The sequence below is a fragment of the Micromonospora sp. PRAS1 genome (assembly GCF_059553435.1).
Genome location: NZ_JCANNB010000039.1, coordinates 26,071 through 51,790 on the forward strand (window position 1 = coordinate 26,071; position 25,720 = coordinate 51,790).

A 25,720-nucleotide genomic window follows, 5' to 3' on the forward strand; every position below is an offset into this window, starting at 1 on the left:
TCAGGTGAGGCATCTCGGGCCGATCAGCGAGCTTTGGTGGCCTTGACGAAGGTGGCCCAGGCGGTGGGGGTGAAGGTGAGGGAAGAGCTGTGCGGGTTTTTGCTGTCGCGTACGGCGATGATGCCGGGCAGGTTGTCGGCTACCTCGACACACTCGCCGCCGTTGCTGCCGCTGCGGGTGCTCTTGCGCCAGCGAGCGCCGGTCAGATCAACCATGGTGGACCTCCCCGATGATCTTGTTAATCAGGTGTCTTGATTGTGCTTCATCAAGGGCGAGCTGTTCCAGGCTCGCCCATACCTTTTCGTAGGCAGCGAACTCTTCGGGGCGATCGAGGTAGAGAGCGCCCGTCCACGACTCGCTGTAGATCACTGGCGGTTCAGGAGTCGCGCGGTTCTTGAGCGGGAAGTTGAGCATCACGAAGGAGCCTGCCTCCACGCCACGATGCAACCCAGCCGTGAGCGGCAGGACTCGGATTGAAGCGGTTGGCGTCTCGGAGATCGTCAGCAGGTGGTGCAGCTGACTTGTCATGGTCTCAGGGCTGCCGACCGTGCGCAGCAGCGCCGACTCAGAGATGATTACGTCCAGCGTTGGAGGCGCGGGCATCCGGCGGGTGAGCAGGGACTGGCGCTGGAGTCGGACCTGCACGAGCCGTTCCCGCTCTTCGTTGCCCACCTCCGTGCGGTGCTGGTAGACGCCGAGCGCGTAGTCCCGTTGTTGCAGCAATCCCGGCAGCATTGCCTCGTTGAAGAAGCGGAGTTGGCACGCCGCGTCTTCGAGGCCGACGTACAGCTCGAACCAGTCGGGGATGGCGTCGCCGTAGGCGTGCCACCAGCCTTTCGCTCTCGTCTCGGCGGCCAGCGCGGTGAGCGCGCGGGTCAGTTCGCCACGGGCGGCGTACAGGTCGCACATGGCGCGTACGTCGACGCCGCGTACCGAGCCGAGGCCGCTCTCGATCCGCCACACCTTCTGTCGGCTGCACTCCAGCGCCTCGGCGGCGGCGTCGAGCGTGATGCCGGCCTCGGTGCGCAGGTCACGCAGGGTCCTGCCGAGCTGGCGTCGGGGCACTGTCGACCCCATGTCTTCGGCCATCGCACCCTCCTTCCTGTTGGGTTTTGCAACATCCTGACGGCGAAGGTGGAACTCGGAATTGGTGCGATCAAGCAGTTGATCAGTATGACGCGACATTCATTGTGATGGCTTTCTCGACCCTACAAGATGAGTCTGACAACGGCGATGACTGCGACGTCAATTCCGAGCCCAGAAGGGGTGGTGCCAACCCGTGCGCGCATTCTTTTCACCGCCACAGTGCACCAACGGAAAGCCGGCGGGTGAGCGGTGACCGTCATAACCTGCCCGGACTGTGACGGGACGACCTTTCAGCTACTGCCCTGCCGGTGCATCAGCTTCGGTGACCGGTTCCTGGCCGAGGAAACAGCGGCAGCCTCGCCCGAGCGTCGGGAGGCGTACCGGGATTGTGAGCAGTGCCGGGGCGCGGGCAGTGTCGCGTACCCCTGTCATCGCTGCAAACGGCGCGGGCGGCGGCGGGCGCAGCTGGTGCTCAGCGTGGCCAACCTGGACACCGGCGCGGTCGCCTCGCACGGTGTCGTGCCCGGCGGCCTCGACCCCGAGCGGACGCAATCCGGCTGGGTGGTCGACCTGGGCCGGAAGGTACGTGAGCTGGCCGCCAGCGTCGGCGCGACCGTCACCGACGAAACACTGACGCTGTGGTTGCCGCCGCAGTGGCGACCCGACGCGCCGGCCGTGCAGCGGTTGGAACTGGAGGCCCAGGTCGTCGCGGGGCTCGACAACATGCCCTGGCGGCTGTTCCTCGGCCGCAGCCAACAAGCGCCGCCGGTCGACCCGGCCGACCGGCTGACCCGGCTCTGCGCGCTGGCCGACCTGCTCCTGCTCGACCTGGTGATCGAGGTACGCGGAGAGGGGCTGGGCTGGGACGTCCGGTACGAGGTGCCCGGCTCGCCGGTGCCGATGTTCCGGACCGGGCGGCTCGACCTGCCACAGGCGCTTGTCGGCACCGACGTGACCGACGCGCTCGCCGGGCTCGCCGAGCGGGGGCGGGGTGTCGCCGCCCGGCTGGTGCAGCCTGACCGGCCACGCCCGCCCGCCGTGCCCACCGTCGACGTGGACCAGCTGGAACGGCGGATCCTCGCCGACCGTGTCGACCCGGTCGAGGGTGTCGAGTTGCCCGGTGCGCAGGCGATCTGGCGGGACGGGCGCTGGTGGCACAGCAGCCTGCGCGACGGCGATCCGGTCGAGACGCTTGTGGAGCAGCCCACCGGTCAGGTCGTCCGCCGGGTGCGGGTGCCGTTGCGGCGCGGATTCACCCCGCCCGACCCGTCCTGGCTCGGTGCCGAGATCGGCTGGCGGCCCTGCCCGGACTGCGTGCCCGGCAGCCGGCTGCGCAGCTGCGACTGCCGGCTCGGTGGTCGTACCGCCGAGGTGGGTTGCCCGCACTGTCGGGGCGTCGGCCTGCGCCCGTCCGCGCTGGCCTGCTTCAGCTGCGACGACACCCACCGGTTGTACGAGGCGGTGACAATCACGCTCACCGACCTGCGGCACCGGGTGGTGCACCTGACCTGGCACGCCGGCACGTCGGAGGAGGTCACGCTCGCCGCCACGCAGCCCGGCGGCAAGCCGGTGGTCCGGCTGCCCGACCGCTACCGGCTCGCCGCCTGGGCACCGATTCTCGGCGTACGCCCGGAGGACCTGGCCGAGGCCGACGGCGGGCACGAGATCGAGGCGGACCTGCGCGGCGGGTACGTCACGCTGCCCTGGGCCGGTGCCGACCCGGTGGCCGAGCAGGTACGCGTCGCCGGCCGGGGCCAGCCCGCAGCCCGGTTGATCGTGACAGCGGTACGCCCCGACGCCCCGCCGGTGACCGAGCTGATCCGGCTCGCGCTCGGCCTGGACCTGGCGCTTGAGGTCAGCCTCTGCGACCTGCGGCACAACGCCGATGATCCGCTGCGCCTCGACGGGCTGCGCTGGTCGGTCGAGCTGCGACCGCGCGACGCCCCGGTCCGCCCGGACGAGTGGCCGTACCGCCCGACCCTGGAAGCGGCGCTCGCCTGGTGCGTCGAATGCCTGCCGGACACGGTCGCCGAAGCGGTGCCGGTCGACCCGGCCATCCCGATCCCGACGCCGGATGCCGGGCCGAGTGATCTGCCCGCCGACCCGGTGCCGGTGCTGCTGCGGCTGGCCGCCCGGCACGCCGGGCAGATCCTGACCGTCCGCTTCACCCGCGCCGGCTGCGCCCTGCACCTGCACGATGACGAGGGCGTACGTCTGCTCACCGAGCTGGAGCCGCCAAGCTGGTAGACATGGTCGTGTCGCGGGGGGAAGGGGGCAGGGTGAGCCGGGCGGTCGAGGAGACGAACCGGGCGATGCTGCGCGCCCGGGACGCGATGGACCGGGCGTACGCGGACCCGCTCGACATTCCGACGCTGGCGCGGATCGCGCACGTCTCCCCGGCGCACTTCATCCGCACCTTCCGGGCGACCTTCGGCGAGACTCCGCACCGCTACCTGCAACGACGTCGGGTAGAGCGGGCCATGTACCTCCTCCTGCACACCGAGCAGGACGTGACGGAAATCTGCCATGCCGTCGGGTTCGGCAGTCTCGGTACCTTCAGTCGTACCTTCCGGCAGATCGTCGGCGAGTCGCCCAGCGACTACCGTAAGCGGCGGACGGTGCCCGCCGCGCCGGTGCCGAGCTGCTTCACCAAGGCCTGGACCAGACCGAGCAGTTTTGGATAAGCAGCAGGTCAAAGCGTTGAACTAGCGTTCTCGGCATGACGATGAACGCGATCAGCCGCTCCCAGATCTACGTCCTCGACCAGGACGAGGCGCTCGACTTCTACATCGGCAAGCTCGGCCTGGAGTTGAACACCGATCAGGATCTCGGCTTCATGCGCTGGCTCACGGTAAACGTGCCCGGCGACCCGAAGCGCGAGATCCTGCTGGAGAAGCCGGGCCCGCCCAACCTCGACCCGGCCACCGCCGAACAGGTCCGCGAACTGCTCACCAAGGGCGCCGCGGGTGGCTTCCTCTTCATGACCACCGATGACGCCCAGAAGACGTACGAGGAACTGGTCGCCAAGGGCGTGGACATCACCGACGAGCCGATGGAACGGCCGTACGGGATCGATTTTGGCATCCGCGATCCGTTCGGCAACCGGATCCGGATCGGCCAGATGTTCGAGCGGGCCTGACCGGTGACGGCGGGACGGCCGGGCGAGCGGTGACGGCGGGGCGGCCGGGCGGCCGGTGATGGCGGCTCGGCCGGGCGAGCGGATGACCAGTCGCTGAATTGAAGAATTCTGCAAGTGTTAAAGTCTTCACCGTGCCGTCCGTGGCGCCGGGAGGAGACTGACGCGTGTCCGTGCCGCTGTATCAGGCGAAGGCCGAGCTGTTCCGCACGCTCGGGCATCCCGTCCGCATCCGGGTGCTGGAGCTGCTCCAGGACGGTCCCAAACCGGTACGGGACCTGCTCGCGGCCATCGAGGTGGAGGCGTCGAATCTCTCCCAGCAACTTGCCGTGCTGCGCCGGGCCGGCATGGTCACCTCGTACCGCGACGGATCCCTGGTGATGTACGCGCTGAGCACCCCCGACGTCGCCGACCTGCTGGCCGCCGGCCGGCGGATCCTCGGCGCGGTGCTCACCGACCGGGACGCACTGCTTGACGAGTTGCGAGCTGACGGACCGAGCCGGTGAGCGCCCAGGCCCCGCCCGCCGGCGGCAGCCACCCGGCCGCGACCACCATCGGGCGTCGCCTCCTCGTCCTGCTGCCGAATCGCGCTGACTGGCAGGCGGTACGTCGGGCACCCCGGCGGGACCTGGTGGCCGGGCTCACCGTGGCCGTCGTCGCGCTCCCGCTGGCGCTCGCCTTCGGCGTCACCTCCGGCCTCGGCGCGGAGGCCGGTCTGATCACCGCCGTGGTGGCCGGCGCGGTGGCGGCCGTCTTCGGTGGGTCGAACCTCCAGGTCTCGGGCCCGACCGGCGCGATGACCGTGGTGCTGGTGCCGATCGTGGCGCAGTTCGGGGCGCCCGGCGTGCTGATGGTCGGTGCGCTGGCCGGGCTGATGCTGATCGCACTGGCCATCGCCCGCATCGGCAGGTACGTCCGGTACCTGCCGATGCCGGTGATCGAGGGCTTCACCGCCGGTATCGCGGTGGTGATCGCCCTGCAACAGGTGCCGGCCGCGCTCGGCGTGACCGACGTGCACGGCGAGCGGGTGTGGGCGGTGGCGGGCGAGGCGGTCGCCCGTTTCGTCGTACACCCGCGACCGGAACCGGTGCTGGTGGCGCTCGGCGTCGCGGCGGTCCTGCTGCTCGGTGCGCGCTGGCGCCCCAACGTGCCGTTCTCGCTGCTGGCCGTGGCCGCCGCCACGGTGCTCGCCGAACTGGTACCGGCCGATCTGGTCCGGATCGGCGCCTTGCCGCAGACGTTGCCGGCGCCGTCGCTGGACTTTCTCGACCTCGGCGCGGTGGGCGTGCTGCTGCCGGCCGCGTTGGCGGTGGCGGCGCTGGCCGCGCTGGAGAGTCTGCTCTCGGCCACCGTCGCGGACGGGATGACCGTCGGTCAGCGGCACGACCCTGACCGCGAACTGTTCGGGCAGGGTCTGGCGAACCTGGCCTCCCCGCTCTTCGGCGGCATCCCGGCAACCGCGGCGATCGCGCGTACCGCCGTCAACGTGCGGGCCGGCGCGGTGTCGAGACTGGCCGCGCTGACCCACGCGCTGGCCCTGGCCGGTATCGTGCTGGCCGCCGCACCGCTTGTCGGCCGGATCCCTCTCGCGGCGCTCGCCGGGGTGCTGCTGGCGACCACGGTACGGATGGTCGAGGCGGCGTCGCTGTGGGCGTTGGCGCGCGCCACCCGGGGCGACGCGTTGGTGCTGGTGCTCACCTTCGCCGTGACCGTGATCTGGGACCTGGTCACCGCCGTGGCGGTCGGGGTCGGCGTGGCCGTCGTGGTGGCGCTGCGCGCGGTCGCCCGCTCGGCCCGGTTGGAACAGGTCCCACTCGACGCCAGCGAACACACCGCCGAGGAACAGGCGCTGCTCGCCGAGCACATCGTCGCCTACCGGCTCGACGGGCCACTGTTCTTCGCCGCCGCGCACAACTTCCTGCTGCGGCTCTCCGACGTCGCCGACGTGCGAGTGGTAATCCTGCGGATGTCCCGGGTGTCCGCTATCGATGCCACCGGCGCGCATGTGCTCGGCGACGCCATCCGCCGACTTCAGGGACGCGGCATCACGGTACTGCTCTCCGGCATCGTGCCCGGCCACGACGAGGTGCTGGACGCCGTCGGCGTGGCCGACCAGTTGCGCCGCGACGGCCTGGTCTTCCCCGACACGCCGACCGCCATCGCGTACGCCCGCACCCTCGTGCCCGGTGCCCGCCCTGCTGGCTGCGGGGCGGGTGGCGGCGCTGCGTCGCGTAGCTGAAGGCGATCGTCGACAGCTGCCGGCGAAGGCTCAGTAGTTGACCCGCCAGCGACCCGTGCCGTCGTAGGTGCTGCCGTCCACCCGGGGCCAGGAACCCTGGCCGCCCTGCACGACCAGCCCGCCGTTGTCGTTTAGCGCCTGCTGCATGGTGGACATGCTGCCCTGGATCTTCTCCGCGTAGGCGATGTAGGCAAGCACGGCGGCGCCCAGCAGACCCACCACGGCGGCGACGGTGGCACCCGCGTCGACCGGGGCGGCGGGCGCGCCGAAGACCGAGGCGGCCAGGCCGAGGGCACCCGCCATGCCCACCACGAACGTCCCCGCGGCGATGATCAGCGCCGCCCAGAACGCGATGATGCCCCAGGCCAGGTCGTTGAGGACGTTCTGGATGCGTTCCGCCAGCGGCTTGATCGTCCCTACCGCCCGCGCCTGCGCCTCGGCCGAGTCCTTGTAGGCCGAGGCGGCCGAGCCGGTCCACTTGTCGTCGGCCTTCATGCCGAAGGCCGAGACGACCTGCTGTTCCCCGCTGACCGGGGTGCCCACCTGGGTCTCCCAGTAGTCGCCGAGCCGGAACAGCGCGGGCGGATAGCCCGGGGCGGCGATGAACTCCTGCATCCGGTCGAAGTACTTGTTCGCCTGCGGCAGGAAGAGGTCCCACGCCCTGCTGATGGCCCAGCACACCGGCGCCGGAAGCTTGCGCATGGTCTTGTTCAGTTCAGTGGAGACGTCGGTGATGAGCTGCTGGATCTCGTCAAGCAGCTCGTTGATCTCGGTCAGCTTCTCCTCGAAGGCGGCCTCGAAGGCGCTGGCACCTGGCGCGGTCATCGGGGCCCCTCGATCGTCACGAACTCGCCGGCCGAAGCGGTGTCGGTGGCCAGGTAGTCCTCGGCCACCTGGTCCAGCACCTCGGCGAACTCGTTCATCGCCGCCGTGCCCTCGCTGAGCAGACGTACCGCCAAAGCCTGGACCTCCGCGTACCTGCTGGTCACGTCGACCAGGTCGGCCAGGTAACCCATGTGGAAGTTGGTAAGCGTGTAGGAGTTCGCGGCCTGGGCGGCCCGCTGGAGCACCAAGGCCGATTTGCGCCAGGCGCGGGCATCCGTGGCGAGCGCCTCCAACGCGACTTCGACGACTTCACTGTCCGGTGTGGTCACGGCTCTCCTTCCTAATCTCGCGGTTGGGCTCGGCGCGGCCACGGATCTCGCGGTTGGGCTCGGCGTGGCCACGGATCGAATGCGGCCGGTCGGGGGTCGGGTACGGCCGATCGTGGCGTTGGGCACGCCGGGCCAAGGGTCGGGTGCGGTGGGTAGGGGATGGGTGCAGGGGGTCGGGGATGGGTGCGGCGGGTCGACTGCCGGGTGCGGTGGGTCCGAGGGTCGGGTGCGGCGGTCGAGGGTAGGTGCGGCGGTTCAGGCCAGCAGGCCGAGCCGACGCAACAGGGCCGTCGGGTCGCCGGACGGCTGGAGCGCCGTGATCGCGGGGAACGCCGCCATCGTCTCGGCGGTACGCTCGGCGGCGGCCTGGTAGGCGGCGCGACAGGCGTGCAGGGTCTCGGTGGCGAGAGCCTGGCTCGCGGGCCGCTGCCGAAGCCAGCGCTGGTCGAACTCGACGCCGGTGACCTGCCCGCCGGTGAGCCGTACCGTGACGTGGTCCCCGGACCGTCCGGTGATCTCCTGCTGGCTCTGCTCGCGCAGGTCTTCCTGGTAGCGCCGCAGCTCGTCGCGGGTCTGCCGGAGCTGCTGCACCAGCTGCTGCATGATCTCCAACTGGCCGGCGGCATCCGGTGCCGGTGCGAACTCGAACCGTGGGGCTCCCGGACCACCGACCGTTGCCGGGCCGCCGCTCGTCATGGACCGCGGCCCACTGCCGGACCTGGGCACCGGCCCGCTGCCGGACCTGGGCATCGGCCCGTTAGCCGTGTCGGGCGCCGGTGCGTCCGCGCGTTCCTCGACCCGCCGGACCCACGCCGTGTGTCGGTCCTCGACCGCCGCCTGGATCGCCGTCAGCACCGCCGATGCCAGGCCGTCGCCGACCATCGAGGACCACCGTGGCGCGATCTCCAGCCGGGAGACCCGGCCGGTCTGGTCGACCTCGACGCGTACGGCGCGGGACTCGTCGTGCCCCACGCCGATGAGGTCCGACGTGTCCATCTGCCAGGCCGCCTGTTCGGTGGCGGCCTGCATGGCGCGTAGTTCACTTTCGACAGCCATTATCGTCCCCCGTTTCGTGCGGCCGAAAATAGCAGTTCTCCGCTGTTCCCGTTGACCCGTTGACCCGTTGACCCCACCACCGACTAACGTGTGCGCGGCCCGCTGGTCGAGGCCGCGCCGGCACCGGCTCGCTGGTCGAGGCCGCGCCGGCACCGGCTCGCTGGTCGAGGCCGCGTCGGCACCGGTTCGCTGGTTACGGCCACGCGCCGACTCGGTCTGTTTGTCGAGGCCTTGCTCCCGGTCAGCCCCAGGGCGCCCGGTTCGCGAGGGCGTGCAGCTCCCGTGCCACCTCGGCCGCACCGGGACGCTGGACCGTGGCGAGCACCTCGGCGAGTGCGACCAGCTGGGAGCGGGGCGGCAGCGTACCGGTGTCGACAAGCAGCGGAAGGCGTACGCTCCCGTCCGGCCCGGCGACCAGCAGTTCGGGGACGCGGTCATCGGTCACGCCGGGCGGCGACACCTTGAACCGGCGGTTGGTGGGGCGCAGCCCGATGCTGTTGGCGGTGGCCAGATCGACGGTGCGCGGCCGGACCCGTTGGACGGTCAGTCGCGTGCCGTCCAGCCAGGCGGCCGTGCGCAGCACGGCGAGCAGGCTCCACACCCACCAGCCGGCCATGGCGGCGACGAAGAGTCCGGGAATGCCGTACAGCAACGGTCCCACCGCGTCGGCGCTGCCGAAGTCGGCCACGTCGAGCAGCGTGATCGTGATCCACGCGAGCACGGTGCCGAGGCAGGCGGCGAAGCCCAGCGCCGGTAACCCGAGGAGCAGCACGATCGTCAGCCGACCCGCCCGGGTGTGCCGGAAGCCGTGCCAGAGTCGCAGGTGCCGGTTGTCGGTGGTCACCCGCTGATCATGCCAATTCCGCGCACCGTCGCGCTGCCCCGATTCGCGGGGCAGCGCGACGGCGAGTGCAGTTGTTAATAGGGGCCCTTGCTATGCACGAGGCGTTAACAAGGGGCCCTTCCTTTCACTCAGGTACGCGGCGGTAGGCGCCGTCGCTGGCGGAGGTCGCCATCGAGGCGTACGCGCGCAGCGCGGCGGAGACCGGGCGCTGGCGGTCGACGGGGGTGTAGGGGCGGTCCCGCTTCTCCTGCGCGACCCGGCGGGCGTCGAGGACGTCGGCCGGGACGTTCAGCTCGATCGAGCGGGCCGGGATGTCGATGACGATCTCGTCACCCGGCTCGACAAGCGCGATCAGCCCGCCGGAGGCGGCCTCGGGGGAGGCGTGCCCGATGGAGAGCCCGGAGGTGCCGCCGGAGAACCGCCCGTCGGTGAGCAGCGCGCAGGAGCGACCCAGCCCCCGGCCCTTGAGGAACGAGGTGGGGTAGAGCATCTCCTGCATGCCGGGGCCGCCCTTCGGGCCCTCGTAGCGGATCACCACCACGTCCCCGGCGACGATCTCCTTGGCCAGGATGGCGGTGACCGCGTCGTCCTGCGACTCGTAGACCTTCGCCGGCCCACGGAAGGTCAGGCACTCCTCGGGCACCCCGGCGGTCTTCACCACGCAGCCTTCCGGGGCGAGGTTGCCGTAGAGGATGGCCAGCCCACCGTCGGCGGTGTACGCGTGTTCCCGGTCGCGCACGCAGCCACCGGCGGCGTCGGTGTCCAGGGTGGACCACCGGTTGGTGGTGGAGAAGGGCTCGGTGGTGCGGACCCCGCCCGGCGCGGCGTGGAACAGCTCGATCGCTTCTGGCCTGGCCGAGCCGCCGCGGATGTCCCAGTCGGCCAGCCAACGCTCCAGCGAGGGAGCGTGCACCGCGTGCACGTCCCGCTGGAGCAGGCCGGCGCGGTCCAGCTCGCCGAGGATGGCCGGGATGCCGCCGGCCCGGTGCACGTCCTCCATGTGGTACTGCGGCGAGTTCGGGGCGACCTTGGCCAGGCAGGGCACCCGGCGGGAGATCTCGTCGATGTCGGCGACGGAGAAGTCCAGCTCGGCCTCGCGGGCGGCGGCCAGCAGGTGCAGGATCGTGTTTGTCGAGCCACCCATCGCCACGTCCAGGGCGATGGCGTTCTCGAACGCGGCCCGGGAGGCGACGATCCGGGGCAGCACCGAGGCGTCGTCCTGGTCGTACCACCGCTTGGCGATCTCCACGGCGGTGCGGCCGGCCTCGACGAAGAGCTGCCGGCGGGCGGCGTGGGTGGCCAGCGTCGAGCCGTTGCCCGGCAGCGCCAACCCGATGGCCTCGGTGAGGCAGTTCATCGAGTTGGCGGTGAACATGCCCGAGCAGGAGCCGCAGGTCGGGCAGGCGGAGCGCTCGATCGCGTCGAGCTGGTCGTCGGTGACCGCCTCGTTCGAGGAGGCGATCATCGCGTCGATCAGGTCGATCTTGGAGTGCACGATGCCCTCGATCGCCATCGTCTTGCCGGCCTCCATCGGGCCGCCGGAGACGAAGACGGTCGGGATGTTGAGTCGCAGCGCGGCGAGCAGCATGCCCGGTGTGATCTTGTCGCAGTTGGAGATGCAGACCAGGGCGTCCGCGCAGTGCGCGTTGACCATGTACTCCACCGCGTCGGCGATCAGCTCCCGGCTGGGCAGGGAGTAGAGCATGCCGCCGTGGCCCATGGCGATGCCGTCGTCGACCGCGATGGTGTTGAACTCGCGGCCCACCCCGCCGGCCTCGGCGACCGCGTCGGCGACCAGACCACCGAGATCCTTGAGATGTACGTGACCAGGGACGAACTGGGTGAAACTGTTCGCGATGGCGACGATCGGCTTGCCGAAATCGTCGTCGGTCATCCCGGTGGCCCGCCACAGGGCCCGGGCGCCGGCCATCGTCCGACCGTGCGTGGAGGTCTTCGACCGCAGCTCAGGCATGGCTACCAGTCTGGCACCGGCGAGGCGGTACCGGACAGCCGTGCGGGCCGTGTCCCACCAGTTGCACACCCGACTCCCACGGCGTGCGCTCATCCGGCAAAGTTGTGGGGGTGCACACACCCCCGGGCCTGATCGGCGCCGCCGCGCTGAGCGCGCTGGTCGCCCTCGCGGCCGGCGCCCTGCTGGCCGCCGCCGCCCGGCGTCGGGCCGCACCCCACCGTCAGGCGTACGCGCTGCTCGCCGTCGCCGCTGCGGTCGCCCTGCTCACACTGCTCTGTGCGCTGGTCGTCGCGCTGAGCCGGGGCGGGCACTGGCCGCACGAGCCGGCGCAGGAGGTCGGCTGGCCGAGCGTGGTCGCGGTCGGCACGGCGGTCAGCGGACTGCTCTTCTGCCTCGGTCTGTTGCGGATGCCCGGGGTGGCCGGCTCGGCGGGTTCGGCCGCCCGGCTCGCCCTGGACGGTGTGATCGTGGGCACCGCGCTCTGGTTCGTCGGCTGGGTGCTCTTCACCGAGCCCACCCGGCTGCTCGGCGACGCCACCCCGACCTCCTGCCCGGCGATCCTGATCGCCTCGGTGAGCGCGGCGTCGAGCACCGGTCTCGCCGCGATCATGGTGTTCCGGGTCTCGGCGCCCCGGCGCGGCCTCGCCGTGCTGGCCGCCGGCATCACCGTGGCGACCTGCGGCGGACTCTGCCTGGCGGCCGGGCTCTGCCAGGCCGGTCCGGTGGTGACCTCGGTCAGCGCGGTCGCGCTCGCCGGCGGGCTGCTGATCGCCGCGCTTGCCGTGCACCGGATCGACCCGCCCGGTCAGGTCGCCATCGACGTGATCCGACACGACGGCGAGTACGCGGTGATCCCGATGGCCGCGATGGTCGGCTCGGCGATCTACCACCTCCTCCAGGACGGCCGCTTCGACGCGCTCGGCGTCGTGGCCGGCAGCGTGCAGGGCTTCGCCCTGGTGGCCCGGCAGTACCTCACCCTGCACGAGGCGCGCGCCTACGCCCGGCGGCTCGCCGAGCGGGAGGCGCACTTCCGCCAGCTCGCGCACACCGACGCGCTCACCGGCCTGGCCAACCGGCGTGGGCTGTTGCAGGCGCTGCACCGGTGTGTCGAGGCGGGTGGCCCCTGCATCCTGCTCAGCCTCGACCTGGACGGCTTCAAGCACGTAAACGACATGCGCGGCCACGACGTCGGCGACGCGGTGCTGGCCGAGGTCGGCCGGCGGCTGCGCGGCAACCTGCGCCCCGGTGACCTGGCCGCCCGGCTCGGCGGGGACGAGTTCGCGGTACTCATGCACGGTGGCCCGACCGAGGCGGGCGCGGTCGCCGATCGGCTGCTGGGCGTGCTCGGCGTCGGCTACGAACAGCCCGAGGGGGCGGTGTTCCTCTCGGTGAGCATCGGGCTGGCCGGCTGGACCGACATGGCCGACGTCGAGCTGCTGCTGCGACACGCGGATCTCGCGCTGCGCTACGCCAAGCAGCGCGGCAAGAACCGGATCGAGCGGTACGACGGCGCCTACGACCAGTTGCTGCGTCGGCGTACCACGCTGGAACATGAGCTGCGCGGCGCGATCGAACGCGACGAGCTGCGCCTGGTCTTCCAGCCGGTGGCCTCCCTGCCCTCGGTACGCCCGGTCGGCGCCGAGGCGCTGCTCCGCTGGCGCCACCCCGAGCTGGGCAACGTCCGCCCCGACGAGTTCATCCCGCTGGCCGAGGAGTGCGGGATGATCTCCACCCTCGGCGCCTGGGTGCTGCACCAGGCATGTCACCAGCTGTCCCGTTGGCTGGCCGAGGGGCACGACGTCTGGGTGTCGGTGAACGTCTCACCACGGGAGCTGCACGCCCCCGAGTACGTGGTCCAGGTCGCCGAGGCGCTGCGCGCCCACCACGTCCCGCCGCAGCGGCTGGTTCTGGAGGTCACCGAGCACGCGGTCGCCACCGACCTGGACGAGCTGATCCGGCGGCTGACCGCGTTGCGGCTGACCGGCGTACGGATCGCCCTGGACGATTTCGGCGCCGGCTACTCCTCGCTGGGGCAGCTGCGCCGGCTGCCGATCGACATTCTCAAGATCGACCACGGGCTGGTCGCCGAGCACGAGCCGGTGCGGCCAGTCGGGCGCGACGGTCCGGCCTTCGCTCCGATGGTCGACATCGTCATGCGGTTGGGGCACCAGTTGGGCCTGGAGGTGATCGCCGAAGGGGTGACCACGCGCACGGAACTGGCCGCCGTGGTGGCCGCCGGCTGCCGCTTCGGCCAGGGTGCGCTCTTCGGTTGGGGCGTGCCGGCCGAGCACCTGGAGGCGATGCTGGAGGCGGCCACCTCACCGGGTGCCCGACCGAGCCGCCCGGCGCCGACGGCGGCGGGCGTGCCGAGCGGCCAGGCGGCGGCGGGCGTGTCGAGCGGCCAGGCGGCGGCGGGCGTGTCGAGCGGCCAGGCGGTGGCGGGCGTGCCGAGCGGACCGGCGGCGGGCGTGCCGAGCGGCCAGCCGGCGGCGGGAGCGCCGAGCCAGCCGGTGTCGGGGGAGCGCGTGCCCGGCCGTCAGCCGCCGGTCCAGCGCCCCGGCGAGGGGGTCGCCGAGCAGGTCAGGCCGGGTGCGGGTGGCGTGCCGGGGTACGCCACGCCGAATCCCGTTAACCAAAATGTGGGATCAGTTGACTCATCGCATGAGATGCGTCAGGCTTGAGCCCATGTCGTCGTACCGGTCGCTGCGAGTACTTACCTGAGCGCACTCTCCTCGCCTGAGAGTGCGCTGGCCCCGTGCATCTGGCACGTGGGCCTTTTTCTTGCCGTCGAACCCATCGAACGCCGGCTTCGCCCGCGTTCCACAGTCTGAGCAGCCCGACCAACTCCAGCCGAAGGCCAACGTCATGACGAGACCCACGCCAGAGACCCTCGCCCACTCCGCTCGGCGAGCCCGTACCGCCGTCGAGGCCCCGGGCGACACCGAAACCGTCCGCCCCACCGCCACGCCGGTACGCCCCGCTCCGGCCCCGGCCCAGGTCTCGGGTGCCGGTTCGCTGGTGCGCTCGCTGGAGGCGCTCGGCGTCGACGTCGTCTTCGGCATCCCGGGTGGCGCGATCCTGCCGGCGTACGACCCGCTCTACGACTCGACCGTCCGGCACATCCTGGTCCGGCACGAGCAGGGCGCCGGCCACGCCGCCACCGGGTACGCGCAGGCCACCGGCAGGGTCGGGGTGTGCATCGCCACCTCGGGGCCGGGTGCGACGAACCTGGTCACCCCGATCGCCGACGCGTACATGGACTCGGTGCCGCTGGTGGCGATCACCGGTCAGGTGGCCCGTCCGGCGATCGGCACCGACGCCTTCCAGGAGGCGGACATCCAGGGCATCACGCTGCCGATCACCAAGCACAACTTCCTGGTGCAGGAGGCCAGCGAGATCCCGCGCGTGCTGGCCGAGGCGTTCCACCTGGCCTCGACCGGTCGGCCCGGCCCGGTGCTGGTGGACATCCCCAAGGACGTGCTCCAGGCGTCCACCGCCTTCGCCTGGCCGCCCACCCTGGACCTGCCCGGTTACCGGCCCACGCTGCACCCGCACGGCAAGCAGATCCGGGAGGCGGCGCGGCTGATGAGCGGCGCCCGGCGTCCGGTGCTCTACGTCGGCGGCGGCGTGCTCAAGGCCGGTGCCACCGAGGGCCTGCGGCGGTTGGCCGAGCTGACCGGGATCCCGGTGGTCACCACGCTGATGGCGCTCGGCGCGTTCCCCGACTCGCACCGGCAGCACCTGGGCATGCCGGGCATGCACGGCACCGTCGCGGCGGTCTACGGCCTCCAGAAGGCCGACCTGATCGTGGCGCTCGGTGCCCGGTTCGACGACCGGGTCACCGGCAAGCTGGACTCCTTCGCCCCGGACGCCACCGTGGTGCACGCCGACATCGACCCGGCCGAGATCGGCAAGAACCGGCACGCGGACGTGCCGATCGTCGGCGACGCCCGGCATGTGATCGACGAACTGCTCGCGGCGGTCACCGCCGAGCGGGCGGCCGGGCGTACGCCCGATCTCGCCGACTGGTGGACGCAGCTGGACGACCTGCGCGAGCGGTACCCGCTTGGCTACGAGGAGCCCTCCGACGGCACCCTCTCCCCGCAGTACGTGATCAAGCGGCTGGGTGAGATCGCCGGGCCGGACGCGATCTACGTGGCCGGCGTCGGCCAGCACCAGATGTGGGCCTCCCAGTTCATCTCGTACGAGAAGCCGCAGACCTGGCTCAACTCCGGTGGCCTCGGCACCATGGGCTACGCGGTGCCGGCGGCGATGGGCGCCAAGGTCGGCAAGCCCGACACGGTGGTCTGGGCGATCGACGGCGACGGCTGCTTCCAGATGACCAACCAGGAGCTGGCCACCTGCGCCCTGGAGGGCATCCCGGTCAAGATCGCCGTGATCAACAACGGCAACCTCGGCATGGTCCGCCAGTGGCAGACGCTCTTCTACGGCGAGCGCTACTCAAACACCGACCTCGGCACCCACAAGCACCGGATCCCGGACTTCGTCAAGCTCGCCGAGGCACTCGGCTGCGTCGGGCTGCGCTGCGAGACCGCCGAGGACGTGGACAAGACGATCGAGGCGGCGATGTCGATCAACGACGCGCCCGTGGTCATCGACTTCGTGGTCGGCAAGGACGCGATGGTCTGGCCCATGGTCGCCGCCGGCACCAGCAACGACGAGATCATGTTCGCCCGCGGCGTCCGCCCGGTCTTCGACGAGGATGACATTTAAATGACTGTGCACACCCTCTCCGTGTTGGTGGAGAACAAGCCGGGCGTGCTGGCCCGGGTCTCCGGGCTGTTCTCCCGGCGCGGCTTCAACATCGACAGTCTCGCGGTGGGTGAGACGGAGAACCCGGACGTCTCGCGGATCACGATCGTGGTCAACGCCGAGTCCTCCCCGCTGGAGCAGGTCACCAAGCAGCTCAACAAGCTGGTCAACGTACTCAAGATCGTCGAGCTGGACGCGTCGACCTCGGTGGCCCGGGAGTTGCTGCTGGTAAAGGTGCGTGCCGACCGCAACGCCCGGAGCCAGGTGCTGGAGACGGTCAACCTGTTCCGCGCCCGGGTGGTCGACGTGGCCCCGGACACCCTCACCATCGAGGCCACCGGCACCGCCGACAAGCTCGACGCGCTGCTGCGCGACCTTGAGCCCTTCGGCATCAAGGAAATGGTCCAGTCGGGACTGGTGGCGATCGGGCGCGGCTCGCGCGCGATCACCGCCGGCCCGGCCCTGCGGGCCGCCTGACCCAGACCGCGCCGGTCGGCCTGCGGGCCGGGCGGAACCACGACCACGACGGGCCGCACCGGCGGCCGTACGAAAGGGAAGTCATGAGCGTTGAGGTGTACTACGACGACGACGCCGACCTGAGCCTGATCCAGGCCAAGAAGGTCGCCGTGATCGGGTACGGCAGCCAGGGCCACGCCCACGCGCTGTCGCTGCGCGACTCGGGTGTCGACGTGGTGATCGGTCTGCCGGAGGGCTCGAAGAGCCGGCCGAAGGCCGAGGAGCAGGGCCTGCGGGTGCTCACCCCGGCCGAGGCGGCGGCCGAGGCCGACGTGATCATGATCCTCGCGCCGGACACCGCGCAGCGCCACATCTACGCCGAGTCGATCGCACCGAACCTCAGCGCGGGCAAGGCGATCTTCTTCGGCCACGGGTTCAACATCCGGTACGGGCTGATCAAGCCGCCGGCCGACGTGGACGTGGCGATGGTCGCCCCGAAGGGCCCCGGTCACCTGGTCCGCCGGCAGTACGTCGACGGCAAGGGCGTGCCCTGCCTGGTCGCCGTCGAGCAGGACGGCAGCGGCAACGCCCTGGCGTTGGCCCTGTCGTACGCCAAGGGCATCGGTGGTACCCGCGCGGGTGTCATCAGGACCACGTTCAAGGAGGAGACCGAGACGGATCTCTTCGGCGAGCAGGCGGTGCTCTGCGGTGGCGCGGCGGCCCTGGTGCAGACCGGCTTCGAGGTGCTCACCGAGGCCGGCTACGCCCCCGAGGTGGCCTACTTCGAGTGCCTGCACGAGCTGAAGCTCATCGTCGACCTGATGTACGAGGGCGGCATCGCCCGGATGCGCTACAGCGTCTCCGACACCGCCGAGTACGGCGACCTGTCCCGGGGCCCGCGGGTCATCGACAGCCGGGTCAAGGAGGAGATGCGCAAGATCCTCACCGAGGTCCAGAACGGCGAGTTCGCCCGCGAGTGGGTGGCCGAGGACGAGGCGGGCCGCCCCAACTTCCGCAAGTGGCAGGCCGAGGGCGCGGCGCACCCGATCGAGGAGACCGGCGCGAAGCTGCGCGGCATGATGAGCTGGGTGGACCGCCCGATCACCGAGACCGCCTGATCTGCTTTTCGGGCCGGCGGCCCGTGACCCGACGCTCTCCCCGGCGGCGGGTCACGGGCCGCCGTCATGTCCCGGCGTGATCCATCGCCGTCGTGCTCGGCGGGCCGACGGCCACCGGTGGGCCGGCGCTGCGGGAGTGGCCCTCGCCACGGGACGCATTGATGAACGGGGGATGACAGGCGTGCGACGGGCCCGTGTGAGGGCACTCACCCCACGGTCTGGGACACCTTGCCCGGGCCGCCGCCTACGATCCCTGGTAGGTGCTGGCCAGCCGGCACCTGACGGCACATGGCACGGACCAGCGCCGGCCGCAGCGCGGCGTTCCGGCGCTCCAGACCGCTCGCATACCAGCGTCTACGAGGACCAATGACTCCTGTCGTACTGATCGCCGAAGAACTCGCCCCCGCCGCCATCGAGGTGCTCGCCCACGACTTCGACGTCCGGCACGTCGACGGCACCGACCGCCCGGCCCTGCTCTCCGCGCTCTCCGAAGCCGACGCCGTCATCGTCCGCAGCGCCACCCAGATCGACGCCGAGGCGATCGCCGCCGCCCCGCGGCTCAAGGTAGTGGCCCGGGCTGGTGTGGGTCTGGACAACGTCGAGGTGCCGGCCGCCACCGCCCGGGGTGTCATGGTCGTCAACGCCCCCACCTCCAACATCGTCTCCGCAGCCGAGCAGGCGGTCGCCCTGCTGCTCGCGGTCGCCCGCAACACCGCGAGCGCCAGCGCCGCGCTCAAGGCGGGGGAGTGGAAGCGCTCGAAGTACACAGGCGTCGAGATCCAGGGCAAGACCGTCGGCGTGGTCGGCCTCGGCCGCATCGGCGTGCTGTTCGCGCAGCGCATCGCCGCCTTCGGCACCCGGCTGATCGCGTACGACCCGTACATCCAGCCGGCCCGGGCCGCGCAGCTCGGGGTGCGCCTGGTCGGTCTGGAGGAGCTGCTGCGGGAGAGCGACTTCATCTCCATCCACCTGCCGAAGACCCCGGAGACCGTGGGCCTGATCGGCGAGAAGGAGCTGTCGGTCGTCAAGCCGGGCGTACGGATCGTCAACGCCGCGCGCGGTGGTCTCGTCGACGAGCAGGCCCTGGCCGACGCGCTGGCCGAGGGCCGGGTCGGCGGCGCCGGGGTGGACGTGTACGCCAAGGAGCCCTGCACCTCCTCGCCGCTGTTCGCCTTCGACAACGTGGTGGCCACCCCGCACCTGGGCGCCTCCACCGCCGAGGCGCAGGACAAGGCGGGCCTGGCCGTGGCGAAGAGCGTGAAGCTGGCGTTGCAGGGCGAGTTCGTGCCGGACGCGGTGAACGTGCAGGCCGGCGGCGTGGTCGCCGAGGACGTCCGCCCGCTGCTGCCGCTGGCCGAGAAGCTCGGCCGCGCCTTCACCGCGCTGGCCGGCGGCGTCGCCGCCAGCGTCACCATCGAGGTGCGCGGCGAGATCGTCGATCACGACGTCTCGGTGCTCAAGCTCGCCGCGACCAAGGGGCTGTTCAGCTCGGTGGTCGAGGAGCAGGTGACCTACGTCAACGCGCCGCATCTGGCCGCCCAGCGCGGGGTCGAGGTGACGCTGACCACGCAGACCGAGACCGTGGAGCACCCGGTCCTGGTCACCGTACGCGGTGCGCTGCCCGACGGCCGTACGGTGAGCGTCTCCGGCACGGTGACCCACGCCGGCAGCCGGGACGTGCTCAAGCTGACCGAGGTGGACGGCTTCGACGTCGAGATCGGCGCGGAGGGCATCCTGCTCTTCCTGCGCTACGCCGACCGCCCCGGTGTGGTCGGCACCGTGGGCACCCTGCTCGGCGAGGCCGGCATCAACATCGCGGCGATGCAGGTGGCCCGCCGCGAGGCCGGTGGCGAGACGCTGATGACCCTCACCGTCGACCAGGCGCTCGGTGCCGACCTGCTCACCTCGGCCGCCGACTCCATCGGCGCGACCGCCGCCAGCGCGGCCGACCTGCGCGACGAGTAGTTCCAGGCACGACCGGTAGGGGCCCGACCGAAGGTCGGGCCCCTCGTCGTCTTCCGGGGCTCTGGGGGTGGCTGCGCGGTTCAGCCGGGCAGCCGGGCTGCCGGCGGCGGATAGACCGAGCCGTCCTGGGCGTCGAAGAGCATCAGCCGACACTCACCGGCCAGCCGTTCGATGTCGAGCAGCACCTGGTCGGTGCAGGCCGGATCCAGGTTCAGTTCGATGTGGTCGGCCGCCGTGTGCAGGGGCGTGACCGCCCAGGGGCTGCCCGGACCGGCCGCGCGCTCGGGATAACTGGCGGTGATCGCCCGATAGAAGGCCACCAGTCGCGGGTCCGGTTGGCGCTCGATGTGCTGGCCCTGTCGGCACCGCTGCACCGCCGCTCGCACGTCCTCGGGCGTCGCCCTGCCCGGCAGGGCCCACACGCTCAGATCGAAACTCACGGCGGACAGCGTGCCATCCACGCTTTGCCTTGTCGAAAACGCCCCTGCCTGAGGGCGGTCCAGGGTGGTGGAACGGTGCCGGGATGTCCCGTGTGGAACCCTTGCCGTGAAACGCGTCGATTCGATAGCGTACGGAGGCGGTTGCTGGCCGCGCCCGTGGCGCCGACCCGTCTTCGGGTGGCGAGGTCGACGCACCGGCCGACCGGCACGCACCCCTCGATTGCGCGAGCCACGCGCACTCGTCGCCGACCGGTCCCCACGGTCGTTGCCGTGACCGTGGGGGCCGATCGCGGTGCCCGACCACAGCCGATCGTCGTCCGCGACACAGTGGACGTCGCTGCCGTCGCCCTCTCGGTGAGGGCCGATGTCGGCGCGTTGGTGCCCGGGCGAGGGCCTCAGCGGCGGGCGGCGAGCAGCGCCCGGTAGTCGGATCCGGGGCCGAACCAGTCCAGTCCCGCCGGTCCGGCGGCATAGAGGGCGGTGGCGTAGGCGTCGGCGACCGCCAGGTCGGGGCCGATCACGGTGGCGGCGACGAGTTGATCGGCGGGCTCGCCGGTGTGCGGGTCCACCACGTGGCCCTGCCGGCCGGTAACCCCGGAGGTGCCGATCGCGCCGCCGGACAGCTCCAGCACCAGTGGCGCCCGCCGACGATCGGTCGGATGATGCACCGCGATCCGCCACGGGCCACCGTGCGCCGCGTGGCCGCGTACCGTCAGGTCGGCGCCGGTGAGCACGGCGTAGTCGTGGATGCCCGCGGCGCGCAACCGGGCCGCCGCCCGCTCGACCGCCCAGCCGCCGAGCAGGCCGCCGGGGTCGAACCCACCGGGCACGGCCCAGGCGTCGAACCAGCCGTCGGTGGCCGCCCGCATCGCGGCGCACCGGTCCACCAGGTCCGCCAGCGGCGGGTACGACTCCGGGGCGATCTCGCCCCGGCGTAGCCGGGAGACCAGGCTGTCCGGGCGGTTCGGGCCGTAGGTGAGGTCGACCGCGCGCAGTTCGGCCACCGCGTCACGCAGTGCCTCGCCGGCACCCCGCCGACCGACCCACTCCGGCGCGTTGAGCAGCAGGGTGTACTCCGCGGTCGAGGTGCGCATGGTGTGCCGGACGGCGATCCGGTCCCCGGCCACCAGGCCGGACCGGTCCGGGCGGCGGTCCCGGGTGCCCAGCCGCAGGTCGGGCCGGCGGTAGCGGAAGGTGGCCGGATCCACCCAACGGGTTCGTGGCTGCTCGTCGATCCACATCGCCTCGTCCCTCCCTCGACGTGCCGCCACGCCGTCGTGGTGGTCGCCCCGAGCCGGCCGGCCCGTCCAGGGTCACGCTAGGCAGCGGACATGACCGCAGCATGAATGCGTGCTGGGAAGCTGCTGTGCGTTCCAATTCCCGAAAAGTGGAACATTCGTACCGGGACGCGGGACGGCGGCGTACCGTCGAGCCACACGAGCGAAGGAGCTGACGACGTGGCACGGATCGCGGTGGTGGCCGGGGACGGGATCGGACCCGAGGTGGTCGCGGAGGCCCGCAAGGTCATCGACGCGGTGCTGCCCGGAGTCGAGGCCACCGAGTACGACCTCGGTGCGGCACGTTACCACCGCACCGGCGAGGTGCTGCCCGACTCCGTGCTGACCGAGCTGGCCGGGCACGACGCCATTCTGCTCGGCGCAGTCGGCGACCCGACCGTCCCGCCCGGTGTGCTGGAGCGGGGGCTGCTGCTGAAGCTGCGCTTCGCCTTCGACCAGTACGTCAACCTCCGGCCGTCGCGGCTCTGGCCTGGCGTGTCCAGCCCGCTGGCCACCGTCAAGTCCGGCGAGGTCGACCTGGTGGTGGTCCGGGAGGGCACCGAGGGCCTCTACGCGGGGGCCGGCGGCGCGCTGCACCGGGGCACCCCCGCCGAGATCGCCACCGAGGAGAGCCTGAACACCCGGCACGGGGTGGAGCGGGTGGTCCGCGACGCCTTCGCCCGCGCCCGGCGGCGTGAGCGGCGCAAGGTGACCCTGGTGCACAAGACCAACGTGCTCACCCACGCCGGCTCGCTCTGGGCCCGCACCTTCGAGGCGGTGGCCGCCGAGCACCCCGACGTGACCACCGAGTACCAGCACGTCGACGCCGCCGCGATGTTCCTGGTCACCCAGCCCCAGCGCTACGACGTGGTGGTCACCGACAACCTCTTCGGCGACATCCTGACCGACATCGCCGCCGCAGTCACCGGCGGCATCGGGCTCGCCGCCAGCGGCAGCATCAACCCCGACGGGACGTACCCGTCGATGTTCGAGCCGGTGCACGGCTCCGCGCCGGACATCGCCGGTCGCGGAGTGGCCGACCCGGTCGCCGCCGTACTCTCCGGCGCGCTGCTGCTCGACCAGCTCGGGCACGCCGAGGCCGCCGCCCGGATCACCGCAGCGGTAAGCGCGGAGCTGGCCGCCCGCGGTCCGGAGGTAACTCTGCGTACCGCCGAGGTGGGCGACCGGATCGCCGCGCAGGTAGCCGGCTGAGCCGACGCGCCGCCACCGCCGGTCACCGCCGGCCGCCGGCTGTCGTCTTCCTACCGACCGGTCGACCTACCCGCTGAACGACCGTTCGGGGTAAGTTTCTGGCACATACGTTTCCGGTGTGCGCCTACGCATGCCGTGGTCCCCCAGGGAGGTCAGCGCGATGAGCGGTGGTGACAAGCTCGACTTCGAGATCCGTCCGAATCCCGCGCCGGTATCCGCCACCGACCGGGCCGCCCTGCTGGCCAATCCCGGGTTCGGTCGGGTCTTCACCGACCACATGGTCACCGTCCGCTACGCCGAGGGCAAGGGCTGGTACGACGCCCGCGTCGAGGCGCGCGCCCCGATCCCGATGGATCCGGCCAGTGCCGTGCTGCACTACGCCCAGGAGATCTTCGAGGGGATGAAGGCGTACCGCGCCGCCGACGGCGGGGTGACCATGTTCCGCCCGTACGCCAACGCGGCCCGTTTCAACACCTCCGCCGCCCGGATGGCGATGCCGGCGCTGCCCGAGGCGACCTTCGTCGACTCGCTGCACCGGCTGATCGAGATCGACCGGGAGTGGATACCCGACGGCGAGGAGGGCAGCCTCTACCTGCGGCCGTTCATGTTCGCCAGCGAGGTCTTCCTCGGGGTGCGCCCGGCCAACGAATACCTCTACGTGGTGATCGCCTCGCCGGTGGGCGCGTACTTCGCCGGTGGGGTCAAGCCGGTCACGGTCTGGGTCTCGCCCGACTACACCCGGGCCGCCCCCGGCGGCACCGGCGCGGCCAAGTGCGGCGGCAACTACGCCGCCTCGCTTGCCGCCCAGGCCGAGGCCGCCGAGCACGGCTGCGAGCAGGTGGTCTTCCTGGATGCGGTAGAGCGCACCTACGTCGACGAACTGGGCGGCATGAACGTCTTCTTCGTCTACGACGACGGCTCGATCGCCACCCCGCCGCTCACCGGCACCATCCTGCCCGGCATCACCCGGGAGTCGGTGATCGCGCTGGCCGAGGCGGCCGGGCACCGGGTCGAGGAACGGCCGGTGAGCTTCGCCGACTGGCAGGCCGACGCGGCAAGCGGCCGGCTGCGCGAGGTCTTCGCCTGCGGCACCGCCGCGGTGATCACCCCGATCGGCCGGGTGCGCTTCCCCGACGGGGAGTTCGCCGTGGCCGGCGGCGAGCCCGGCACGGTCACCATGGCCCTGCGCCAGCAGCTTGTCGACCTCCAGCGCGGCAAGGCCGCCGACCCGCACAACTGGGTGCACCGCGTCTTCTGACGTGCAAGCAAGATGCAAGGACCGTGCAAGGAAGGTGTAAGGAAGGGCCCCTTCTTAACGTCTGAGGTAGAGAAGGGGCCCCTTCTTAACACGCCATCTCCGACCCGCGTCGGCCGGCGTCGCATACGCGCCGTGTCGACGGGCGTCGCATACCCGCTGTGTCGGCTGGCGTCGCATACGCGCTGTGTCGGCTGGCGTCGCATACGCGCTGTGTCGGCCGGCGTCGCATGCCCGGTGGGCGCGGGGTGCTAGTCGAGCAGGTGGGTGCGGAGCGCGGCGAGTTGGTCGTCGGTGACCCCGGCGTGCCTGAGGTAGCCCTCGACGGAACCGTGGCCCTCGCGGATCTCCGCGAGGAAGAGCAGCATCGTCTCGGCCGGCGAGGCGAGGAAGGGCGCGGGCACCTCGGGGGCGTCGGGGAAGGTGGCGGCGATCCAGGCGCTGAAGCGCTGCGACGCCTCGTTGGTCAGCGCGTAGTCCGCCGCGATGTCGGCGTCGTCGACGCCGAGCGCCGAGAGGGTCAGGCCGCAGACGATGCCGGTGCGGTCCTTGCCCGCGACGCAGTGCACCACCACCGGTGCGTTGGCGCTGTCGGCGATCAGACCGATCGCCTGGGCCAGCCCGGCGGTGCCGGTACGGGCCAGGTCGGCGTACCGGTCGGCGAGGTAGCGGGCGAGGTCGCCGCCCGACTGGTACGGCTGCTGGCTCCAGTCCGCGTGCTCGGGGTGGATGTGCCGGTAGCTCAGCCCGTCGAAGTCGGGGACCCGGCCGTCCCGCTCGACCTCGCTCGGCCGGCGCAGGTCGATGACGGTCCGTACGCCGAGCGCGGTGAAGACGTCCCGGTCGGCGTCACCGATGCGGTGCAGCGAGTCGGAGCGGTAGAGGCGGCCGGTGCGGACTGTGCGACCGTCCCGGCTGCGGTAGCCGCCGACGTCGCGGAAGTTGAAGGTCGTGGCGAACGGGATCCTGCGGGTTACCTCGGTGGCGTCCACCCTGACACGGTAGCGGCCGGTGGGGCGGTGCCCCACCGGCCGTCGCGCTCTGCCACCGAAAGCACCGAAAGCTGCTTCCCGCCGGAGACCGTCGGCGTTCTGTCGCCGGAGACCGTCGGCGTTCTGTCGCCGGAGACCGTCGGCGTTCTGTCGCCGGTAGAGGTGGCGGGGATTTCAGGTCACCGTGGGTTGCCGGGCGGGGTCGCGGCGTACGTGTCGGTGTAGTAGCCGCCGAGCTTGTCCCGGTACGCGGGGTCGGCAGCCGTCTCGTCGTACTCCGGCGCGGCCTTGATCTGGTCCTTGTTGCGGTCGACGTAGACCTTCTGCTCCTCGTGGTCCACGTGGTTCACGGTGCCGGCCGGCAGCATGACCTTCTTGCCGAAGATCCACGGCCCGGTGTCGACCACCAGGTAGCTGCCGTTGACCTCGTTGCTGTCGCTGTCGATCTTGCCGATCGAGCCGTCGGTGGCCTCGACCTTGTAGCCGATCAGGGTGCTGCCGGCGACGCCGGCCTCCTCCCGGTAGGCCCAGGGGTCGAAGTTGCCGGCGGGCGCGCCGCCCATGACAACCCCCTGGTCGACGCCGCGAAGGGCCGGGTCCGGCGTGGCCTGCGTGGTGTTCTGATCGAGCCTGTCCATGGGAATCTCTCCTGCCTCGACTTGGTGAGTCGCCTCGGAGGTACGTGTTTCCTTGTCCCGAAAACTCCTACCCCGACCGGCGGCTCCTACACACCCGGTCCGGTGAC

Annotated in this window: 23 protein-coding genes; 12 read left to right on the top strand and 11 right to left on the bottom strand. The window is 71.5% G+C overall.

The window, feature by feature from the left end; all coding sequences use genetic code 11:
• Nucleotides 1-23: 23 nt before the first annotated feature.
• Nucleotides 24-215, bottom strand: a complete 192-nt coding sequence (locus tag AC507J_RS26975) for a DUF397 domain-containing protein (protein WP_496292357.1) — start codon at nucleotides 213-215, stop codon at nucleotides 24-26.
• Nucleotides 208-1,089 (bottom strand): helix-turn-helix domain-containing protein, encoded by an 882-nt coding sequence (locus AC507J_RS26980; protein ID WP_496292359.1) that lies wholly within the window; start codon nucleotides 1,087-1,089, stop codon nucleotides 208-210. Before AC507J_RS26980 ends, AC507J_RS26975 begins: the two co-directional genes overlap by 8 nt.
• A 246-nt stretch (nucleotides 1,090-1,335) precedes the next feature.
• Here AC507J_RS26980 and AC507J_RS26985 point away from each other — a divergent pair, with 246 nt between their 5' ends.
• The 5 genes from AC507J_RS26985 to AC507J_RS27005 all read left to right on the top strand — a co-directional run bounded on the left by AC507J_RS26985 (nucleotide 1,336) and on the right by AC507J_RS27005 (nucleotide 6,461).
• Nucleotides 1,336-3,333 (top strand): hypothetical protein, encoded by a 1,998-nt coding sequence (locus AC507J_RS26985; protein WP_496292361.1) that lies wholly within the window; start codon nucleotides 1,336-1,338, stop codon nucleotides 3,331-3,333.
• Between the two features lie 32 nt (nucleotides 3,334-3,365).
• Nucleotides 3,366-3,770: a helix-turn-helix domain-containing protein gene (locus tag AC507J_RS26990; RefSeq protein ID WP_496292363.1), complete on the top strand. Its 405-nt coding sequence runs from the start codon at nucleotides 3,366-3,368 to the stop codon at nucleotides 3,768-3,770.
• Nucleotides 3,771-3,805: 35 nt separating this feature from the next.
• A complete protein-coding gene (locus tag AC507J_RS26995; RefSeq protein WP_496292365.1) occupies nucleotides 3,806-4,225 on the top strand; it encodes a VOC family protein in 420 nt (139 codons plus the stop codon).
• A gap of 164 nt (nucleotides 4,226-4,389) precedes the next feature.
• Nucleotides 4,390-4,728 carry an ArsR/SmtB family transcription factor gene (locus AC507J_RS27000; RefSeq protein ID WP_496292367.1) on the top strand — a complete coding sequence of 113 codons (339 nt, stop codon included), beginning with the start codon at nucleotides 4,390-4,392 and terminating at the stop codon, nucleotides 4,726-4,728.
• Complete coding sequence (locus AC507J_RS27005) at nucleotides 4,725-6,461, top strand: SulP family inorganic anion transporter (protein ID WP_496292369.1); 1,737 nt, start codon at nucleotides 4,725-4,727, stop codon at nucleotides 6,459-6,461. The genes AC507J_RS27000 and AC507J_RS27005 overlap by 4 nt, the downstream gene beginning before the upstream one ends.
• A gap of 30 nt (nucleotides 6,462-6,491) precedes the next feature.
• Here AC507J_RS27005 and AC507J_RS27010 read toward each other — a convergent pair whose 3' ends face one another.
• From AC507J_RS27010 to ilvD, 5 genes are all read right to left on the bottom strand, one after another.
• On the bottom strand, nucleotides 6,492-7,286 hold the full coding sequence (locus tag AC507J_RS27010; RefSeq protein WP_496292371.1) for a hypothetical protein: 795 nt from the start codon (nucleotides 7,284-7,286) through the stop codon (nucleotides 6,492-6,494).
• Entirely contained in the window at nucleotides 7,283-7,615 is a 333-nt protein-coding gene (locus AC507J_RS27015; protein ID WP_496292373.1) for a hypothetical protein, read from the bottom strand. The genes AC507J_RS27010 and AC507J_RS27015 overlap by 4 nt, the downstream gene beginning before the upstream one ends.
• A 255-nt stretch (nucleotides 7,616-7,870) precedes the next feature.
• Entirely contained in the window at nucleotides 7,871-8,671 is an 801-nt protein-coding gene (locus AC507J_RS27020; protein WP_496292375.1) for a YbaB/EbfC family nucleoid-associated protein, read from the bottom strand.
• Nucleotides 8,672-8,912: 241 nt separating this feature from the next.
• Nucleotides 8,913-9,515: a hypothetical protein gene (locus AC507J_RS27025; RefSeq protein WP_496292377.1), complete on the bottom strand. Its 603-nt coding sequence runs from the start codon at nucleotides 9,513-9,515 to the stop codon at nucleotides 8,913-8,915.
• A 124-nt stretch (nucleotides 9,516-9,639) separates the two neighbouring features.
• Nucleotides 9,640-11,487 carry a dihydroxy-acid dehydratase gene (ilvD, locus tag AC507J_RS27030; protein WP_496292379.1) on the bottom strand — a complete coding sequence of 616 codons (1,848 nt, stop codon included), beginning with the start codon at nucleotides 11,485-11,487 and terminating at the stop codon, nucleotides 9,640-9,642.
• A 110-nt stretch (nucleotides 11,488-11,597) separates the two neighbouring features.
• Between ilvD and AC507J_RS27035 the strand changes: the two genes are divergently transcribed.
• The 5 genes from AC507J_RS27035 (at nucleotide 11,598) to serA (ending at nucleotide 19,799) form a co-directional block, all read left to right on the top strand.
• The gene (locus AC507J_RS27035; RefSeq protein ID WP_496292381.1) at nucleotides 11,598-14,168 is read left to right on the top strand and encodes a putative bifunctional diguanylate cyclase/phosphodiesterase; all 2,571 of its coding nucleotides are present in this window, start codon (nucleotides 11,598-11,600) and stop codon (nucleotides 14,166-14,168) included.
• Between the two features lie 184 nt (nucleotides 14,169-14,352).
• Nucleotides 14,353-16,221, top strand: coding sequence for an acetolactate synthase large subunit (locus tag AC507J_RS27040; protein ID WP_496292383.1), 1,869 nt, complete (start codon nucleotides 14,353-14,355; stop codon nucleotides 16,219-16,221).
• Nucleotides 16,222-16,737, top strand: a complete 516-nt coding sequence (gene ilvN / locus AC507J_RS27045; protein ID WP_496292385.1) for an acetolactate synthase small subunit — start codon at nucleotides 16,222-16,224, stop codon at nucleotides 16,735-16,737. It abuts the gene before it with no gap.
• 83 nt (nucleotides 16,738-16,820) lie between these two features.
• The gene (ilvC, locus tag AC507J_RS27050) at nucleotides 16,821-17,834 is read left to right on the top strand and encodes a ketol-acid reductoisomerase (RefSeq protein ID WP_496292387.1); all 1,014 of its coding nucleotides are present in this window, start codon (nucleotides 16,821-16,823) and stop codon (nucleotides 17,832-17,834) included.
• Between the two features lie 366 nt (nucleotides 17,835-18,200).
• Nucleotides 18,201-19,799, top strand: a complete 1,599-nt coding sequence (gene serA / locus AC507J_RS27055) for a phosphoglycerate dehydrogenase (protein WP_496292389.1) — start codon at nucleotides 18,201-18,203, stop codon at nucleotides 19,797-19,799.
• Between the two features lie 80 nt (nucleotides 19,800-19,879).
• Here the strand turns inward: serA and AC507J_RS27060 are convergent, their stop codons facing one another.
• Both AC507J_RS27060 and AC507J_RS27065 read right to left on the bottom strand, forming a co-directional pair.
• On the bottom strand, nucleotides 19,880-20,239 hold the full coding sequence (locus AC507J_RS27060) for a hypothetical protein (protein ID WP_496292390.1): 360 nt from the start codon (nucleotides 20,237-20,239) through the stop codon (nucleotides 19,880-19,882).
• Nucleotides 20,240-20,634: 395 nt separating this feature from the next.
• On the bottom strand, nucleotides 20,635-21,480 hold the full coding sequence (locus tag AC507J_RS27065) for an FAD:protein FMN transferase (RefSeq protein ID WP_496292392.1): 846 nt from the start codon (nucleotides 21,478-21,480) through the stop codon (nucleotides 20,635-20,637).
• A gap of 216 nt (nucleotides 21,481-21,696) precedes the next feature.
• On the opposite strand from AC507J_RS27065, the gene AC507J_RS27070 reads away from it, so the two are divergent.
• Complete coding sequence (locus AC507J_RS27070; protein WP_496292394.1) at nucleotides 21,697-22,728, top strand: 3-isopropylmalate dehydrogenase; 1,032 nt, start codon at nucleotides 21,697-21,699, stop codon at nucleotides 22,726-22,728.
• Between the two features lie 160 nt (nucleotides 22,729-22,888).
• A complete protein-coding gene (locus AC507J_RS27075; RefSeq protein WP_496292396.1) occupies nucleotides 22,889-23,986 on the top strand; it encodes a branched-chain amino acid aminotransferase in 1,098 nt (365 codons plus the stop codon).
• Nucleotides 23,987-24,234: 248 nt separating this feature from the next.
• Here AC507J_RS27075 and AC507J_RS27080 read toward each other — a convergent pair whose 3' ends face one another.
• Nucleotides 24,235-24,975: a tyrosine-protein phosphatase gene (locus AC507J_RS27080; RefSeq protein ID WP_496292398.1), complete on the bottom strand. Its 741-nt coding sequence runs from the start codon at nucleotides 24,973-24,975 to the stop codon at nucleotides 24,235-24,237.
• A gap of 179 nt (nucleotides 24,976-25,154) precedes the next feature.
• On the bottom strand, nucleotides 25,155-25,613 hold the full coding sequence (locus tag AC507J_RS27085; protein WP_496292400.1) for a PRC-barrel domain-containing protein: 459 nt from the start codon (nucleotides 25,611-25,613) through the stop codon (nucleotides 25,155-25,157).
• Nucleotides 25,614-25,720 lie beyond the last annotated feature (107 nt).